Origin of the sequence: Anaerophilus nitritigenes, assembly GCF_004138215.1 — a bacterium.
Lineage (GTDB): Bacteria > Bacillota > Clostridia > Peptostreptococcales > Thermotaleaceae > Anaerophilus > Anaerophilus nitritogenes.
In genome coordinates, this window is record NZ_RYYS01000036.1 from 25,819 (window position 1) to 43,442 (window position 17,624).

16 protein-coding genes are annotated in these 17,624 nt (G+C 30.0%); 15 read left to right on the plus strand and 1 reads right to left on the minus strand.

Features of this window, described 5'->3' with window-relative positions; genetic code table 11:
- Positions 1 to 5: 5 nt before the first annotated feature.
- Positions 6 to 1,241, minus strand: a complete 1,236-nt coding sequence (locus tag EK368_RS05575; RefSeq protein WP_129597276.1) for a nucleotidyltransferase — start codon at positions 1,239 to 1,241, stop codon at positions 6 to 8.
- 323 nt (positions 1,242 to 1,564) lie between these two features.
- On the opposite strand from EK368_RS05575, the gene EK368_RS05580 reads away from it, so the two are divergent.
- The 15 genes from EK368_RS05580 to ylxM all read left to right on the plus strand — a co-directional run bounded on the left by EK368_RS05580 (position 1,565) and on the right by ylxM (position 17,616).
- The gene (locus EK368_RS05580) at positions 1,565 to 2,758 is read left to right on the plus strand and encodes an acetate/propionate family kinase (RefSeq protein ID WP_129597278.1); all 1,194 of its coding nucleotides are present in this window, start codon (positions 1,565 to 1,567) and stop codon (positions 2,756 to 2,758) included.
- Positions 2,759 to 2,879: 121 nt separating this feature from the next.
- On the plus strand, positions 2,880 to 3,380 hold the full coding sequence (locus tag EK368_RS05585; RefSeq protein WP_129597280.1) for a YceD family protein: 501 nt from the start codon (positions 2,880 to 2,882) through the stop codon (positions 3,378 to 3,380).
- A gap of 19 nt (positions 3,381 to 3,399) precedes the next feature.
- On the plus strand, positions 3,400 to 3,579 hold the full coding sequence (gene rpmF / locus EK368_RS05590; protein WP_129597282.1) for a 50S ribosomal protein L32: 180 nt from the start codon (positions 3,400 to 3,402) through the stop codon (positions 3,577 to 3,579).
- Between the two features lie 213 nt (positions 3,580 to 3,792).
- The gene (fapR, locus tag EK368_RS05595) at positions 3,793 to 4,359 is read left to right on the plus strand and encodes a transcription factor FapR (protein WP_129597284.1); all 567 of its coding nucleotides are present in this window, start codon (positions 3,793 to 3,795) and stop codon (positions 4,357 to 4,359) included.
- Between the two features lie 3 nt (positions 4,360 to 4,362).
- The gene (gene plsX / locus EK368_RS05600; protein WP_129597286.1) at positions 4,363 to 5,388 is read left to right on the plus strand and encodes a phosphate acyltransferase PlsX; all 1,026 of its coding nucleotides are present in this window, start codon (positions 4,363 to 4,365) and stop codon (positions 5,386 to 5,388) included.
- On the plus strand, positions 5,384 to 6,370 hold the full coding sequence (locus tag EK368_RS05605) for a beta-ketoacyl-ACP synthase 3 (RefSeq protein WP_279222264.1): 987 nt from the start codon (positions 5,384 to 5,386) through the stop codon (positions 6,368 to 6,370). The genes plsX and EK368_RS05605 overlap by 5 nt, the downstream gene beginning before the upstream one ends.
- 17 nt (positions 6,371 to 6,387) lie before the next feature.
- On the plus strand, positions 6,388 to 7,332 hold the full coding sequence (gene fabK / locus EK368_RS05610; RefSeq protein WP_129597290.1) for an enoyl-[acyl-carrier-protein] reductase FabK: 945 nt from the start codon (positions 6,388 to 6,390) through the stop codon (positions 7,330 to 7,332).
- Between the two features lie 12 nt (positions 7,333 to 7,344).
- Positions 7,345 to 8,292, plus strand: a complete 948-nt coding sequence (gene fabD / locus EK368_RS05615) for an ACP S-malonyltransferase (protein ID WP_129597292.1) — start codon at positions 7,345 to 7,347, stop codon at positions 8,290 to 8,292.
- A gap of 9 nt (positions 8,293 to 8,301) precedes the next feature.
- Positions 8,302 to 9,048, plus strand: coding sequence for a 3-oxoacyl-[acyl-carrier-protein] reductase (fabG, locus tag EK368_RS05620; RefSeq protein WP_279222263.1), 747 nt, complete (start codon positions 8,302 to 8,304; stop codon positions 9,046 to 9,048).
- Between the two features lie 42 nt (positions 9,049 to 9,090).
- Positions 9,091 to 10,326, plus strand: coding sequence for a beta-ketoacyl-ACP synthase II (gene fabF / locus EK368_RS05625; RefSeq protein WP_129597294.1), 1,236 nt, complete (start codon positions 9,091 to 9,093; stop codon positions 10,324 to 10,326).
- Positions 10,327 to 10,476: 150 nt separating this feature from the next.
- On the plus strand, positions 10,477 to 11,187 hold the full coding sequence (rnc, locus tag EK368_RS05630) for a ribonuclease III (RefSeq protein ID WP_243109367.1): 711 nt from the start codon (positions 10,477 to 10,479) through the stop codon (positions 11,185 to 11,187).
- Between the two features lies 1 nt (position 11,188).
- Positions 11,189 to 12,244, plus strand: a complete 1,056-nt coding sequence (locus tag EK368_RS05635; RefSeq protein WP_129597296.1) for an elongator complex protein 3 — start codon at positions 11,189 to 11,191, stop codon at positions 12,242 to 12,244.
- Between the two features lie 113 nt (positions 12,245 to 12,357).
- Entirely contained in the window at positions 12,358 to 15,918 is a 3,561-nt protein-coding gene (gene smc / locus EK368_RS05640; RefSeq protein WP_129597299.1) for a chromosome segregation protein SMC, read from the plus strand.
- A gap of 294 nt (positions 15,919 to 16,212) precedes the next feature.
- Positions 16,213 to 17,166, plus strand: a complete 954-nt coding sequence (ftsY, locus tag EK368_RS05645) for a signal recognition particle-docking protein FtsY (RefSeq protein WP_341472776.1) — start codon at positions 16,213 to 16,215, stop codon at positions 17,164 to 17,166.
- Positions 17,167 to 17,247: 81 nt separating this feature from the next.
- Complete coding sequence (gene ylxM / locus EK368_RS05650; protein ID WP_129597303.1) at positions 17,248 to 17,616, plus strand: YlxM family DNA-binding protein; 369 nt, start codon at positions 17,248 to 17,250, stop codon at positions 17,614 to 17,616.
- The last annotated feature ends 8 nt before the right edge of the window (positions 17,617 to 17,624 follow it).

Below are 17,624 nucleotides of genomic sequence, written 5' to 3' on the forward strand. Positions count from 1 at the left end.
TTCATTTATTTTATAAATGGGGTTTGATAATAATCTTGCCCAGCTTTTTTATAAGATATATTTTTATGACCTAGTGCATAGATATCTGTAGCTAAAATATCAAAATCAAGCATCTTTTGAGAGAGTGGATTTTCTAAAGTTTGTTTATTTATATTTGTAAGAACAGGAATTTTAGAAGTTTTTTTCATTTTTTTCAATAATTCAGTTCCAGCTTTAGAAAAAGCTAGTATTCGTGCATATTGAGCTTTTGAATTTTTATGAAAGGACAGAAAATCTTCTTTTGTAATTTTTAAAAGAGTATGAATGAAAATTCGTTGTAGTCTTGTTTGGGTATATCTCTTTGACTTGGATAAAGAAATTAAGGTATCTATGTTATAAGCACTGTTAGAGGCTGATTTTAACTTGTTTTCAAGACCCTCTACTACATCCGTAATTTGTATAAGTTCATCAACAGGTGTTGTGCGAAGTTTGTATAAAATTAAATCTTCAAAATTTGTATATTCCATAGGACCATGTTGATTTTTTATACTGTCATTTAAAATAGAAAAGCTTTTTTGTGGCATTACTCTTTTTAAATAGTCAATACAATCTTTATGATGAAAAATATATTCTCTAATGGCAGTAGCACTACATATATCTTCTTCTATATTTTTAGAATGATAATCTGCTTTGATTCTTGAAATAGTATAAGGAGTTATAGAGCTATTTAATTTGATTAAACTTTTTATGTATTCAATTGCTAAAATATTATTAGGCATTAATAGATCTTGATGAAGATTTGAATTTTTAAAATAATTTTCTATAGCCTTTTGACGTGCTTTAGGAAAAGACATGCCTTGTGATAAAAAATCTTTCAAATGATTTTTATAAGAAGTAGGTTCTTCTATAAAAATTTTTGCTATTTTTTGTAGATTATCAATATTTGCTGATTCACTTCCAAAACAAATACAATCTACAATTCCTATATTTTCAAGCAATGATATGGCTCCGCATGCAAAAAATTCAGCACTGTTACATGCATATATTACAGGAAGTTCGATGACTAAATCAATTCCTTCAGCTACAGCCATTTTAGAACGAATCCATTTGTTTAATAGTGCAGGTTCACCTCTTTGTAAAAAATTCCCACTCATAATGGCGATAGTGTGAGTAGAATTAGTTTTTTTCTTAGAAGATAAAAGATGATATTTATGACCATTATGAAATGGATTATATTCTGTAATAAGTCCTAATACTTTCAATGAAATTCCTCCTTAATAAAATGATAAAGTTATATATAATATTACAAGATTTGGTTAATAATATCAAAAAATAAGATAAATATTGTTTTTCCTACTTGAAAAAGTTTTATAGTCCATTATAATTAAAATGGTAAACGATACAGTGTATCAGATTTGTAGTAAATTTATCTGATGACTAAGAATTCGAATATACATATTTTTATAAGTGTAGTATAAGGATTGTGTAGTCCATAGATAACATGACTTAGATTATAGATGGTGAAAAGATCCTATCTATAATTAGTCTTAGTTTATGATATAAAATATATTAAGGAGGATATGAAATGAACATATTAGTTATTAATTGTGGTAGTTCATCACTTAAATATCAATTAGTAAATATGAGTGATGAAAGTGTTTTAGCAAAGGGGCTTGTAGAAAGAATAGGGATTGAAGGTTCCGTTTTAAAACATGAAATAGAAGGAATGGATAAGGTAGTTATAAAAACTCCTATGAAGGATCATAAAGTAGCTTTAGGTTTGGTTTTAAATGCTTTAGTAGATGAAAAACATGGAGCTATTAAAGACATGAGTGAAATTGGTGCAGTAGGACATAGAGTTGTTCATGCTGGAGAAAAATTTAGTGCATCTGTGGTGATTACAAATGAAGTAATGAAAGCTTTAGAAGAATGTATAGAATTAGCACCTCTACATAACCCTGCTAACTTAATGGGAATAGATGCTTGTAAAGAATTAATGCCAAATACACCAATGGTAGCAGTTTTTGATACGGCATTTCATCAAACTATGCCAAAAGCATCTTATATCTATCCTCTTCCTTATGAACTTTATGAGAAATATGGAGTTCGTAGATATGGATTCCATGGTACAAGCCATAGATACGTTTGTCAAAGAGCTGCAGATTTTATAGGAAAAAAACTAGAAGATTTAAAAATTATTACATGCCATTTAGGAAATGGTGCAAGTTTAGCAGCTATTGATCATGGTAAATGTATTGATACAAGTATGGGCTTTACACCACTAGAAGGTCTTGTAATGGGTACAAGATGTGGAGATATTGACCCTGCTATCGTTACTTATATCATGGAAAAAGAAAAATTAGATCTTGAAGGAGTTAACAATCTTTTAAATAAACAATCAGGAGTACTAGGTATTTCTGGAGTAAGTAGTGACTTTAGAGATATCGAAAATGCAGCAGAAGAAGGAAATGAAAGAGCTCAATTGGCACTAGATGCTTTTGATCAACGTGTTAAAAAATATATAGGATCTTATGCAGCACTATTAGGAGGAGTAGATATTTTAGTGTTTACAGCAGGACTTGGAGAAAATTCTAAGACGAATAGAGCTGATATTTGTAAAGATCTAGAATTTATGGGTATCAAAATTGATCCTCAAAAAAATAATATAAGAGGCGAAGATGCTGTTATTAGTACAGAGGATTCAAGCGTAAAAGTTTTAGTTATTCCTACAAATGAAGAATTAATGATTGCACAAGATACAAAAGAACTTGTGAAATAGGAAAAAAGGTAGGAAATTTCCTACCTTTTATCTATCATAAGACATCTATCAAGTATTTTTACTTGACAAATATCAGCTCCGTTTGTATAATTAATTCTGTTAATATAATGAGGTGAAATTAATGAAAATAAATATAGCAGAATTGATGGATGGTCAAAAAAGTCAATTATCTATAGAAATTAAAGATGAAATTGAAAAATTAGACAGCTTTGGAGATGAGATCATATTAGTAGAACCAATTATTTTTAAAGGAAGTATATATATTTCAAATGAAGATTTTTATATAAAAGGAATTGTTCAAAGTACAGGAGAATTTTATTGTCATAGATGTTTAAAAAAATTCGAACAAAATTTTTGTGGGGAAGTTGATGAAAAACTAGTAGCAGAAGATTCTCTTGAAGCTGAAACAGGAGAATGTTATGTGATTAAAAGTAAGCAGTTAGATTTGTCTGAGATCATACAAAATACATTAATTGAATCACTTCCTATGAAAATTGTTTGTCATGAAGATTGCAAGGGATTATGTTTGGTCTGTGGGAAAAATCTTAATGAAGATACATGTGAGTGTTTAAAAGATGAGATAGACCCCAGACTAGCTAAACTAAAAGATTTGCTACAATAATGATAAGGAGGTGGAAAAAATGGCAGTACCTAAGAGAAAGACATCCAAAGCAAGAAGAGATAAAAGAAGAGCATCAAATATAAAAATGACAGCAATCAATGTCGTAGAATGTCCACAATGTCATGAAACAAAAGTGCAACATAGAGTATGTAAAAAATGTGGTTTTTATAATGACAAAGAGGTAATGGAAGTAAAGTAATCTAAGATAGTAATGATGATATCATCATTACTATTTTTTTATAATACATAGAAAATTTATGGATAAATATATAAATGGCGTTATGAATTTGAAAAAAATGTGGAATTATAGTATAATGCAAATTTTTTAAAATAGTTGCTTTGTAGAAAAACTTATTATATACTTAATATTAGTATCAGGTACTAATTTCAGATGCTAAAAGAGGTGGAATATATGCCTAGTAAAAGAAAAAGTAAAAAGACAAGACAAGTGGAATTGACAGAAAAAATTGAAAAAGAACCTTTTGTAACAGATGAAGAATTAAGTGATCATTTTGGAGTAAGTATACAAACCATTCGTTTAGATAGATTAGAACTTGGGATTCCAGAATTAAGAGAAAGAATTAAAAAGGTTGCTCAAAAAAATTATTCAAAAGTAATTAGTTTAAGAGAAACTGAAATCGTGGGAGAATTGATTGATTTAAATTTAAATGAAAGTGGGATCTCTATTCTTGAAACAACTATTGATTTGGCGTTTAAAAAAACAAAAGTAATAAAAGGACATCATATTTTTTCTATGGCTGAATCTTTAGCTATGGCAGTGATTAATGCAAAGGTAGCTTTAACAGGAGTTGCCAATATGAAATATAGAGTTCCAGTTTTATTAGGGCAAAAATTAGTGGCAAAAGCAGAAGTAGTCAATCAAAGAGGAAATAAGTATTTTGTTCATGTAAAAATATATGTAAAAACAGAACAAGTTTTTAGGGGGAAATTTATTCTCGTATCTATTGGGGAGGAATAAGAGATGAGCAAGGTAAAAATTGCTGTAGATGGCATGGGAGGAGACCATGCTCCATCAGAAATTGTAAAAGGTTGTATAGAAGCCATATCACAACTAGATGTAGAAATTTTTTTGATAGGAAAAGAAGAAGCTTTAAAAAATGCACTGCATGGAAAGAATTTTGATAAAGATCAAATACATGTGATTGATGCTCAAGAAGTTATTGAGAATACAGATAAACCTGTAGCCGCAGTTAGAAAGAAAAAAGATTCTTCTATAGTAGTAGGCATCAATTTATTAAAAGAAAAAAAAGTAGATGCTTTTGTATCAGCAGGAAATACAGGGGCATTACTTGCAGGAAGTTTATTTGGACTCGGAAGGATAAAAGGAATAGACAGACCAGCCATTGCATCTTTTTATCCTACAAAAAAAGGGAAATCCCTTTTGGTAGATGCGGGGGCAAATGCAGAGTGCAAGCCTAGGAATTTGTTAGAATTTGGAATAATGGGATCAATCTATGCTCAAAGAGTACTAAAAATAGAAAATCCCTCTGTAGGAATTGCAAATATTGGTGTAGAAGAAGGGAAAGGAAATCCATTGGTAAAAGATTCTTTTGAATTATTCTCAAAAACTTCTATGAATTTTTATGGAAATGCAGAAGCAAGAGATCTTCCATCAGGAATTGTAGATGTGATTGTATGTGATGGATTTGTTGGAAATATTATATTGAAATTAACAGAAGGCGTAGCTATGAATATGATGAGTATGTTAAAGGAACAATTTTTAAAAAATACAATAACAAAAATAGGGGCTACACTTTTAAAATCTTCTTTAAAAGAATTTAAAAAAGTTATGGATTATACAGAGTATGGAGGAGCACCTTTATTAGGGGTAGAAGGTGCAGTGATCAAAGCACATGGAAGTTCGAATGCTAAGGCGATAAAAAATGCAATCAAACAAGCTAAAGATTTTGCACAAGAAGAAGTGATAAAAAACATAAAAGTACAGATTCAAAAAATAGGAGATGAAAAAGATGCAAAACAAAATTAGACCAGTAGGAATACTAGGGACTGGAAGTTATCTTCCACCAAAGATTATGACAAATCATGATATTGAACAAATAGTAGATACTAGTGATGAATGGATTGTGGCTAGAACGGGAATTGAAAGAAGACATATTGTAGATGAAAATACTACTACTGCTCACATTGCTACGAAGGCTGCAAAGCTAGCGTTAGAAGATGCAAAAGTTTTGCCAGAAGAAATAGATCTTGTTATTGTAGCTACAGTAACACCAGATATGTTTTTCCCATCTACAGCTTGTATTGTACAAAAGGAGATTAAAGCTATAAAAGCAGCAGCTTTTGATTTAGCAGCAGGTTGTTCTGGATTTTTATATGGATTAAGTGTTGCAAAACAATTTATTGCTACAGGAATGTACAAAAAAGTTTTAGTTATTGGAGCAGAGACTTTATCAAAAATATTAGATTGGAAGGATAGAAATACTTGTGTTTTATTTGGAGATGGAGCAGGGGCAGCAGTCTTAGGTCCTACAGAAGAAAATTATGGAATCTTATCCTCTACTATGGGAGCAGATGGAGAAGGTGGAAAATTCCTAAATATGCCTGGCGGAGGTTCGTTTATGCCTGCATCTATAGAAACTATAGAACAAAGACTTCATTATTTAAAGATGGATGGAAGTGAAGTATTTAAGTTTGCAGCAAGAACGATGCCTAAGGCTTCTATAGAAGCGTTAAATTTAAGTGGATATAGTATAGATGATATAGATTATTTAATTCCTCATCAAGCAAATATTAGAATTATCAAATCTGCTTCCAAAAAATTAAATTTGCCTATGGAAAAAATATTTGTCAATTTAGATCGAGTAGGAAATATGTCTGCAGCATCTATTCCTGTTGCTTTAGACGAAGCAGTAAAGCAAAGTAAAATTAAAAAAGGTGATTTAATTGTTTTGGTAGGGTTTGGTGCAGGACTTACTTGGGGATCAAATGTGATACGTTGGAATAAGTAAATAAAGGGGGTGTGTATATGATTCATTCAAGGGTATGTAAATTATTAGGTATTCAGTATCCAATATTTCAAGGAGCAATGGCATGGATTTCTACAGCTGAATTAGCAGCAGCTGTATCTAATGCAGGGGGACTTGGAATTATAGCTGCTGGAAATGCACCTGCTGATATTGTAAAAAAAGAAATTGATAAAATAAAATCTTTAACGGATAAACCTTATGGACTAAATGTAATGCTACTGTCTCCTTATATAGATGAAATCATGGAACTGGTTCTTTCTGAAAAAGTACCTGTTGTGACTACTGGTGCAGGAAATCCGTCAAAGTATATAAAAGATTTAAAAAGTATAGGTACAAAAGTCATACCAGTAGTTCCTACCATTGCTCTTGCAAAAAGAGTTGAAAAAGCAGGTGCAGATGCAGTAATCGTAGAAGGAACTGAAGCAGGGGGACATATAGGAGAACTTACAACTATGGTTTTGGTTCCTCAAATTGTAGATGCAGTCAATGTTCCTGTCATTGCAGCAGGGGGAGTTGCAGATGGTAGAGGGATGATGGCGGCATTTTCTTTAGGAGCAGAGGCTGTACAAATAGGAACAAGATTTGTATGCTCTAAAGAATGCCAGGTTCATGACAAATATAAAGAAATAATCTTAAAGGCAAAGGATCGAGATACAGTAGTGACAGGAAGAAGTACAGGACATCCTGTAAGAGTCATTAAGAATAAGTTAGCCAAGGAATTTGATCGGTTAGAAAAGAGTGGTTGTTCTATAGAAGCATTAGAAGAACTAGGTGCAGGGAAATTAAAAATGGCGGCCATTGATGGAGATGTAGAAAATGGATCCATTATGTCTGGACAAATTGCAGGAATGATTGACGATATCAAAAGTTGTAAAGAAATTATAGAAGAAATCATATTAGGAATGAAAGAAAATTACCAATCTATGAATAATATATGGCAATAAGGAGTGGATAGGATGAAAAAAATTGCATTTGTATTTCCAGGACAAGGAGCTCAATATGTTGGAATGGGAAAAGAAATTTCAAATCAGTATAAAGTAGCAGATGAAATCTTTCAAGAGGCAAGTTTATCTGTAGGTTATGATATGAAAAATATGTGTTTTGAAGGGCCTGAAGAAGAACTTAAAAAAACAGAAAACACACAACCTGCTATTTTAACTACTTGTATAGCTATTGCAAAGGTTTTAGAAGAAAAAGGAATACATCCTCACATTACAGCAGGACTTAGTTTAGGAGAGTACGCATCTTTAGTGATATCTGGTGCAATGGAATTTAAAGATGCAGTAGCTTTAGTCAAAAAAAGAGGAAAATATATGCAAGAAGCAGTTCCGTTGGGAGTAGGAACAATGGCTGCAATCCTTGGAATGGAAAGAGAAGACTTATATAAAGCATTAGAAAAAGGAAAAGAATTTGGAATTGTAGAAGCTGCAAACTTTAACAGTCCAGGACAAATTGTTATATCAGGGGAAATTGTAGCAGTAGAAAAAACTTGTGAGTTTGCGAAAGAGTTAGGTGCAAAAAAAGCAGTGGTTCTTCCAGTTAGTGCACCTTTTCATTGCTCGATGCTTATAGAAGCAGGTAGAAATTTATCTAAGGAATTAGAAAATATAGAGATAAAAGATTTAAAAGTACCTGTTATTGCAAATGTAAATGGAGGTTACTATAAAGATTCATCACAGGTAAAAGATTTACTTATAAAGCAAGTTAGTCAGTCTGTATTATGGGAAGATAGTGTTATAAAAATGCTTCATGAAGAAATAGATACTTTTATAGAAATAGGACCAGGAAAATCATTAAGTGGATTTATTAAAAAAATTAGTAAACAAGAAGATAAAAAAGTAGACATCTACAATGTAGAAGATATAAAAACTTTAGAAGCAGTAGTAGATGCTGTTTTAAAATAGGAGGAGATTATGATGAGATTAGAAGGAAAAACTGCTATTGTTACAGGAGGATCTAGAGGAATAGGAAAAGCTATTGCACTAAAACTTGCAGATCTAGGAGCTAATATTGTTGTCAATTATACAAGTAATCCTCAAAAGGCAGAGGAAGTAGTAGAAGAAATAAAAAAAATAGGAAGAGAAGCTATTGCACTAAAAGCAGATGTTTCTAATAGTGAAGAAGTAGCAGAGTTTATAAAAGAAGTAGAAAGTAAATTTGAGTCTATTGATATTTTGATTAATAATGCAGGAATTACAAAAGATAATTTATTAATGAGAATGAAAGAAGAAGACTGGGATCAAGTAATTAGCATTAATTTAAAAGGAACATACAATTGTACAAAAGCAGTTACTAAAAAAATGATGAAGCAAAGAAGTGGTAAAATTGTAAATGTAGCATCTGTAGTGGGTGTAACTGGAAATGCTGGACAAGCAAATTATGCTGCATCCAAAGCTGGAGTAATAGGATTTACAAAATCTATTGCAAAAGAATTAGGATCAAGAGGGATCAATGTAAATGCAGTAGCTCCAGGATTTATTCAGACAGATATGACAGAAATTTTATCAGATGAAGTAAAAAAACAAATAATGGATCAAATTCCAATGAAAGAATTAGGAAAAGCAGAGGATGTAGCCAATGCTGTAGCTTTTTTATGTATGGATGAATCAAAATATATTACAGGACAAGTGCTTCATATAGATGGCGGAATGGCTATGTAGTATCAAAAACATTTTTACAATAAGATTAGGGAGGTTTTCATTTTGAATAGAAGAGTTGTTATAACTGGACTTGGACCAATTACTCCTATAGGAATTGGAAAAGAGGAGTTTTTTAAAGGATTAAGAGAAGGGAAAAATGGAGTTGGAAAAATTACAAAATTTGATACAGAAAAATATACTACTCAAATTGCGGCCGAAGTAAAAAATTTTGAACCAACGGATTATATAGATAAAAAAGAAGCAAAAAGAATGGACAAATTTACTCAGTATGCAGTAGCTGCTAGTAGGCTGGCTATAGAAGATTCTAAATTAGATTTAGAGAAAATAGACAAAAATAGATTTGGAGTCGTAGTAGGATCAGGTATAGGGGGAATAGAAACTTTTGAAAAGGAGCATGAAAAACTTCTTCAAAAAGGACCAGGTAGAGTAAGTCCATTTTTTATTCCAATGATGATTTCAAATATTGGAGCAGGACAAATCTCTATTACTTTTGGAGCAAAGGGGCCAAATACTACAGTCGTTACTGCATGTGCTACTTCTACCAATGCAGTTGGAGATGCTTTTAAAATCATTCAAAGAGGAGATGCAGATATTATGATTACAGGAGGAGCAGAGGCTTCTATTACTCCTTTAGCCGTAGCAGGATTCGCATCTATGAAAGCATTGTCTACAAGAAATGATGAGCCAGAAAAGGCAAGCAGACCTTTTGATCAAGATAGAGATGGATTTGTCATGGGAGAAGGAGCAGGAATATTAATTCTTGAAGAATTAGAACATGCAATAAATCGTGATGCTCATATTTATGCAGAAGTAGTAGGTTATGGAATGAGTGGGGATGCATATCATATTACAGCTCCAGCTCCAGAGGGTGAAGGAGCTAAAAGATCTATGGAAAATGCCATAAAAGATGCTAAAATTTTACCTAAAGATGTAGATTATATTAATGCTCATGGGACTTCAACATATTATAATGACAAATTTGAAACAATGGCTATCAAATCTTTATTTAAAGAACATGCATATAAACTAGCAGTAAGTTCAACGAAATCTATGACAGGTCATTTATTAGGAGCTGCAGGAGGGGTAGAAGCAATTGCTTGTATTATGGCACTTACACAAAATTTTATACCTCCTACTATGAATTATACTACAAAAGATGAAGAATGTGATTTAGATTATGTTCCAAATCAGGGAAGAGAAGCTAATGTAGAATATGCACTATCTAATTCATTAGGTTTTGGTGGTCATAATGCATCTATTTTATTTAAAAAATATTAGATAAAATGGGGAGTCTTTAAAAGACTTCCCATTTTATCATATATAGAAAATATGGAAATTTTATATTTTAATGGGAACTTTTAAAATAGATCAAAAAAGTGTACAATAAACTAAGATGAAAAAGTGCATCAATATGAAGGAGGACAAAAATTGCAGCGTATAAAACAAGAAAGAGAAGAAATTTTAAAGGAACTAGTGAAAAAGTTAGGATATGAATTTAAGAATATAAAACTTTTGAATGAAGCTTTAACACATAGTTCTTATGCCAATGAACATAAAAAAAGAAAGATTCCTTATAATGAGAGATTGGAGTTTTTAGGTGATTCAGTACTTAGTATTGTAATTAGTGACTATCTTTACAATCATTTAGCTACTCTACAAGAAGGAGAGCTTACTAAAATAAGAGCAAGTATTGTATGTGAGCCATCATTAGCCAATTGTTCTATAAATATGCAGATGGGAAATTATCTTCTGTTAGGAAAGGGAGAGGAAGTCACAGGAGGAAGAGAGAGGGTATCTATATTAGCAGATACTTTTGAAGCGATTATAGGAGCTATTTATTTAGATGGAGGATTAATAAAAGTAAGTGAATTTATATTAAGAACTTTACATGAAACTATACAAGATGCTATTGAAGGTAAAATTTTTAAAGATTATAAAACTCAATTACAAGAATTTGTTCAAAGTATCAACACAAAAAAGATTTCTTATGAAGTGATCAATGAAGAAGGACCAGATCATAATAAGATTTTTTATGTACAAGTAAAAATAGGAGATGAGGTTTTAGGAGAAGGGGCAGGTAAAAGTAAAAAAGAAGCAGAACAAAATGCAGCACAAAAGGCTTTAAAGAAGGTGATGTAACATGGCAAAAAAACACTATATTATTCCTATATTTGTGCCTCATAAGGGATGTCCTTTTGACTGTGTTTTTTGTAATCAAAAAAAAATCACTGGATGTGAAGAAGAAATTACAAAAGATCAAGTCAACCAGCAGATTATAGATTATATGGCTACAATACAAAGTGCAGAAGATAAACATGTAGAGATTGCATTTTTTGGAGGAAGTTTTACAGGAATAGAACAAAAAAAGCAACAAGAGCTTTTAGAGATAGCCTATAAATGGAAGACTAAAGGGATGGTTAATGATATTAGGATCTCCACTCGACCTGATTATATTAATGAAGCTATTGTTGAATTTTTACAAAAATATGGTGTATCTATTGTAGAGTTAGGAGTACAGTCTATGGATAAGGAAGTACTCAAAAAAAGCAATAGAGGACATTCACCTAAAGATGTGATAAAAGCTGTTGAAGTCTTGAGAAAATTCAATGTAAAAATTGGTCTTCAAATGATGGTAGGACTTCCGTTTGATACTCTTGAGAAAGCAGAATATACAGCTAAGGAAATTATTAAGCTAAAGCCTAATTTTGTAAGAATATATCCTACTTTAGTAATTAAAGGTACGTATCTAGAGAAAATGTATGAAGAAGGAGAATATCATCCGTTATCTGTAGAGGAAGCGGTGCATATAAGCAAACAATTATTACTACAATTTACAAAACACAATATTCCTGTTATAAGAATAGGACTACAGCCTACAGAAAATATTTTGTTAGGAAGAGAGGTTGTGGCAGGGCCTTTTCATTCTGCTTTTAGACAATTAGTAGAATCTAAAGTTTTCAAAGAAGTACTCGATGATGTATTTTTTATACATAAAATAAGGAATATTCAATGGGTAAAGTTGATGGTTCATGAGAAAAATATTTCAAGTATAGTGGGACATAAAAAAGAAAATATAGATTTTATTAAAGAAAAATATAAAATTCAAAAGATTAGTATTGTCAGGAATAATGACTTGAAATTGAACCAATTACAAATTTTTTATGGGGAAAATAAAGTCCTCTATACTAAAAAATAGTATTTGGATAATGCAATTTAAAACTTATCTATGAAAGATAGGCTTTAAATTGCATTGTAATTAATTTTTTATATATGATAAAATGTGACTAAAAAAGAAGAGGTGTTTCAAATTTGTACCTAAAGAAAATTGAACTTCAGGGATTTAAATCTTTTGCAAATAAAATACAAATAGATTTTGAAAAAGGGGTTACAGGAATTGTAGGACCTAATGGAAGTGGAAAAAGTAATATTTCCGATGCCATTAGATGGGTGCTAGGAGAACAAAGTGCAAAAACTTTAAGAGGAAGTAGAATGGACGATGTAATCTTTGCTGGAACGACAAAAAGAAAACCAGTAGGAATGGCAGAGGTATCTTTAACTTTAAGCAATGAAGATGGAAAGCTACCAGTAGACTATACAGAAATTACTGTTACTAGAAGAGTATATCGTTCAGGAGAAAGTGAGTATTCTATTAATAAATCTTTGTGTAGATTAAAAGATGTTAGAGAACTTTTTATGGATACAGGAGTAGGCGTAGATGGATATTCTATTATTGGACAAGGAAAGATAGATGAAATATTAAACAATAAGTCAGGAAATAGAAGACTTTTATTTGAGGAAGCTGCTGGAATTGTAAAATATAGAACAAGAAAAGAAGATGCTCAAAAAAAATTAGAAAATACCACACAAAACTTAATTCGAATTGATGATATTATTAAAGAATTAAAAAGTAGAATAGATCCATTGAAAATACAAAGTGAAAAAGCGAAAAGTTTTTTAGAATTACAAGAGAAACTAAAAGATTTAGAAATTAATTTATTTGTTCATGAAATGGAAAACTTGAAATATGAAATGAAGGAATTACAAGAACAAAAAGGAATTATATTAGATCAGTTTGATCATTATTCAGAAGAGAAAAAACAAATTGAAAAAACGTATGATTATTATAAAAAGGAAATGGAAGAATTAGAAACATCTATTGCTCAACTCCAAAACAATATATTTGATACGCTTCATTTTATAGAAAAAAAAGATGGAGAAATAGGACTTTATCAAGAAAAAATTCATAATAACATAAATAATATAGATAGACTCAATAAAGAAATAGAAGATACAAAAAAAGATGAAGAAAAATATATGATTGAGTTAGAAGGTATAACGAAGGATTATGAAGAAGAAAATAAATTTTTACAAGTACAAAAAAAATCATTAGAAGATAAACTAAATGTACTTAAAAATATCAATCAAGTATTGAAGCAACAAGAAGATGAAATGGAGAATGAAAAGACAAATGTTATTGAAATATTAAATGAAATGGCATCTTATAAAACTTATATGCAAGGGTTAATAAATTTACAAAAGAATATGATTAAAAGAAAAAATCAAATTGAAGAAGAAAAAAATCAGATACAGACCAATAAAAATATTATGCTTCAAGAGAAAGCTCAAATAGAAAATATTTTAAAAGAAAAAGATGAAAGTTTAAATAAAATCAAAAAAGATCAAGATTTTCTTCAAAAAGAAATAGAACAATTTCAAAATATGATACAAAAAGATCAAGAACAAAATGTGAGAATCAAAGAAAACATTCAGCAAAAAACAACAAGAAAAAGCTTGTTAGAAGAAATGGAAAAAGAGTATGAAGGTTTTCATAAAAGTGTAAAAAATACTTTGGTAGAAGCTCAAAAAAATGAAGACTTAGGAAATGGTATAAAAGGCGTTGTGGCAAAACTTTTAAAAGTACCAAAAGGACATGAGACAGCTATTGAAGTAGCTTTAGGAAGTAGTATGCAAAATATAGTTTGTCAAAAAACCCAAGATGCAAATAAAATGATTCAACATTTAAAGAAAAATAACTTAGGAAGAGTGACTTTTCTTCCTATGGATCGTTTTTTGGATAAAGAACATTCTAAAAAAGAAATTTTTAAACACGAAAAAGGGTTTATGGGCTTTGCTGTAGATATAGTAAGTTTTCCTAAAGAATATAAAAATATATTTGAATATTTACTAGGAAGAATTGTTTTGGTGGATGATATAAAAAATGGAATTATATTATCTAAAAAAATAAAATATAAAATTGTCTCTTTAGATGGAGATGTGATAAATCCAAGTGGAGCTATAACTGGAGGAAGTTACCATTCTAAAACGTTAAATATATTAAGTCGAAAAACAGAAATTGAAGAGTTAAATTATGATTTAGATATTCTTTATAAAGAGTATGATCAAAAAAATGAAGATATAAAAGAAAGAAAAGAAGTATTACGAATAAAGATGAATCAATTGAAAAATAAAGAACAAGAATTAAAAGAAAAAGAAATTGATTTGATTCATATAAAGAATAAAAAAGAACAGTTTGATAAAGATATAAAAAATTATGAAGAAAGCATAGAAAGAATTTATTTAGAGATGCATCAATTAGAAGAAGATACTATTGATACACAAAATGAAATACAACAAAAAGAAGATGAAATAAAAAAATTACAGAAAGATGAAATAAATATTAAAAATGGAGTATCTTCTAAAAAAGAGATCTATGAAGATAAAAAAATTAAAAAAGAAGAGATATCTCAAGAAGTAACTCAACTTAAAATAAAGATTGCTTCTTTAGAAGAAAAAAAAGAACATATGAATAAAAGTATGAAAGATTTTAAAAACAAACTGAATCAATTAAAAGAAACAAGAGAAAGTAAGAAAAAAGAAATTGAATCATTTATTAGAAATAAAGAAATTTTACAAAAAGAACTAGATAAATTTAAATTAGAAATTAAAGATGCTGAAGTTTTGAAAAAACAATGTCAATTCAATATGGTGCAGGAAAAAGAAAAAAAGAATAAAAATACAAAAGGATTTGAAGAAGTTCAAGGAAAATTAAAAAATGTTACACAAAATGTAGTGGAATTACAAGATAGTAGTCATAAAATAGAAGTGAAACTTGCTAGACTAGAAATGCAACAAGAATCTTTTTATAATAAATTATTAGAAGAGTATGAAATGACTTACATGGAAGCGCTGGAATACAAAAAAGACTGTGTGAATATAGCGGAATCAGGGAAAGAAATTAAAAATATTAAAAAGAAGATCAAAGAATTAGGAACTGTACATGTAGGATCTATAGAAGAATATAAAGAGGTATTAGAAAGATATGAATTTTTAACAGGACAAAAAGATGATTTAAAAACTGCTATAGAATCACTTGAAAAAGTAATCAAAGAAATGGAACATACTATGAAAGACCAGTTCTATGAATCTTTTACAAACATAAAAATGAATTTTAATGAAGTGTTTCAAAAGCTCTTTGGAGGGGGAAAAGCAGAACTTTTATTAGAAAATGAAGAAGATCTTTTAAATTCTGGGATAGAAATTGTTGCTCAACCACCTGGAAAGAAACTTCAAAATCTTTCTTTATTATCTGGAGGAGAAAGAGCATTAACTGCTATTTCTTTATTGTTTGCTATTTTAAAAGTAAAACCTACTCCATTTTGTATTTTAGATGAAATTGAGGCAGCATTAGACGATGCTAATGTATATCGATATGCAAACTTTTTAAAAGAGTTTTCAAAACAAACTCAATTTATTGTGGTGACTCATAGAAAAGGAACTATGGAATCTGTAGATGCTTTATATGGAGTGACTATGCAAGAGCATGGAGTTTCTACATTAGTTTCTGTAAAATTAGAAGAACAAGCTAGCTAAGGAGGAAAATATATGTTTAAAAAATTTTTTTCAAAATTCAAAAAAAATAAAGAAGAGGAAATAAAAGATCAACCTCAATCTATGGAAGAAATCAAAGAAGAATCTATAGATGAACCGATAGAGGAAGTTAAAGAAGAAACAATTAAAGAAGAGTTAGCAGATGAAATAAAGGAAGAAATAATCAAAGAAGAACCGATAGAACAACAACCAATAGAACCACAACCAATAGAACCAGTGAAAGAAGAAATGATCATACAAGAGCCTGAAGCTACAGAAAAAATAAGAGAAGAGCTCATAGAAGAAGTTAAAGAAGAGCCTAAAGAAAAGCTTACCTTTTTTGCAAAATTAAAAAAAGGTCTTACCAAGACAAGAGAAGGAATAGCTGGAAAAGTAGATGCAGTTTTAAAAAGCTATAAAAAGATAGATGAGGAATTATTTGAGGAAATTGAAGAAATATTAATTACATCTGATGTAGGTGTAAATACTACTATGGAAATTATTGAAAGATTGAAAAATTTATCTAAAGAAAGAAAGATTACAGAATCAGAAAGTCTAAAAGGACTGTTAAAAGAAATTTTAATTGAACTATTAGATAAAGGACAAGAAAATGAAATCAATATAGAACCTTCTCCAGCCATTGTTTTAGTAGTAGGAGTCAATGGAGTAGGTAAAACTACATCTATTGGAAAAATTGCCCATAGATTTAAGTCAGAGGGAAAAAAGGTATTACTAGCAGCAGGAGATACTTTTCGTGCTGCAGCTATTGATCAATTAGAAATTTGGGGAAATAGAGTAGGAGTAGATGTAATTAAACATCAAGAGGGAGCAGATACAGCAGCAGTTATTTATGATGCCATTGCTTCTGCAAAAGCTAGAAATATAGATGTACTCATTTGTGATACAGCAGGAAGACTTCATAATAAGAAAAATTTAATGAATGAGCTTGGAAAAGTATCAAAAATTGTAGAGAGAGAATTTGGTAATGCTACACAAGAAATTTTATTAGTATTAGATGCAACGACAGGTCAAAATGCTATTCAACAAGCAAAAACATTTAAAGAAGTTACGGATATTACAGGAGTTGTTCTTACAAAGCTAGATGGAACAGCTAAAGGAGGAGTAGTTTTAGGGATTAGTGCAGAACTAGGAATACCAGTAAAATTAATTGGAGTAGGAGAAGGAATGGATGATCTTCAAAAATTTGTACCAAAGGATTTTGTAGATGCATTATTTGGAGAAGAAGATTAAAAAAATTATTGACAGTTTTAAAAATGTAGTATACAATACATCTGTAAAGCAAAACACCTTTACAGTTAAAGGAGTGTCTTCATGTTTGATAAAATACTCCAAATGAGTTTATTATATGATTTTTATGGTCAATTATTAACGGGCAAACAACAAGAAATACTTGAATTGTATTATGGAAATGATTTTTCATTAGGAGAGATCTCAGAAGAATTAGGAGTGAGCAGACAAGCTATCTATGATACGATTAAACGAACAGAAAAATTATTATTTGGATATGAAGAAAAGTTAGGACTTTTACAGAAATTTTTATTAAATAAAAAGCAAGTAGAAGAGATCTTAAGTATTGTAGAAAAAATAGAAAAAAATGAAAATATACAAAGTAATCTTTCATATATAGAAAAAGAAATTGAAACCATAAAAAAGCTGTCCTATGCTATACTAGAAAAATAGCCCCCCAA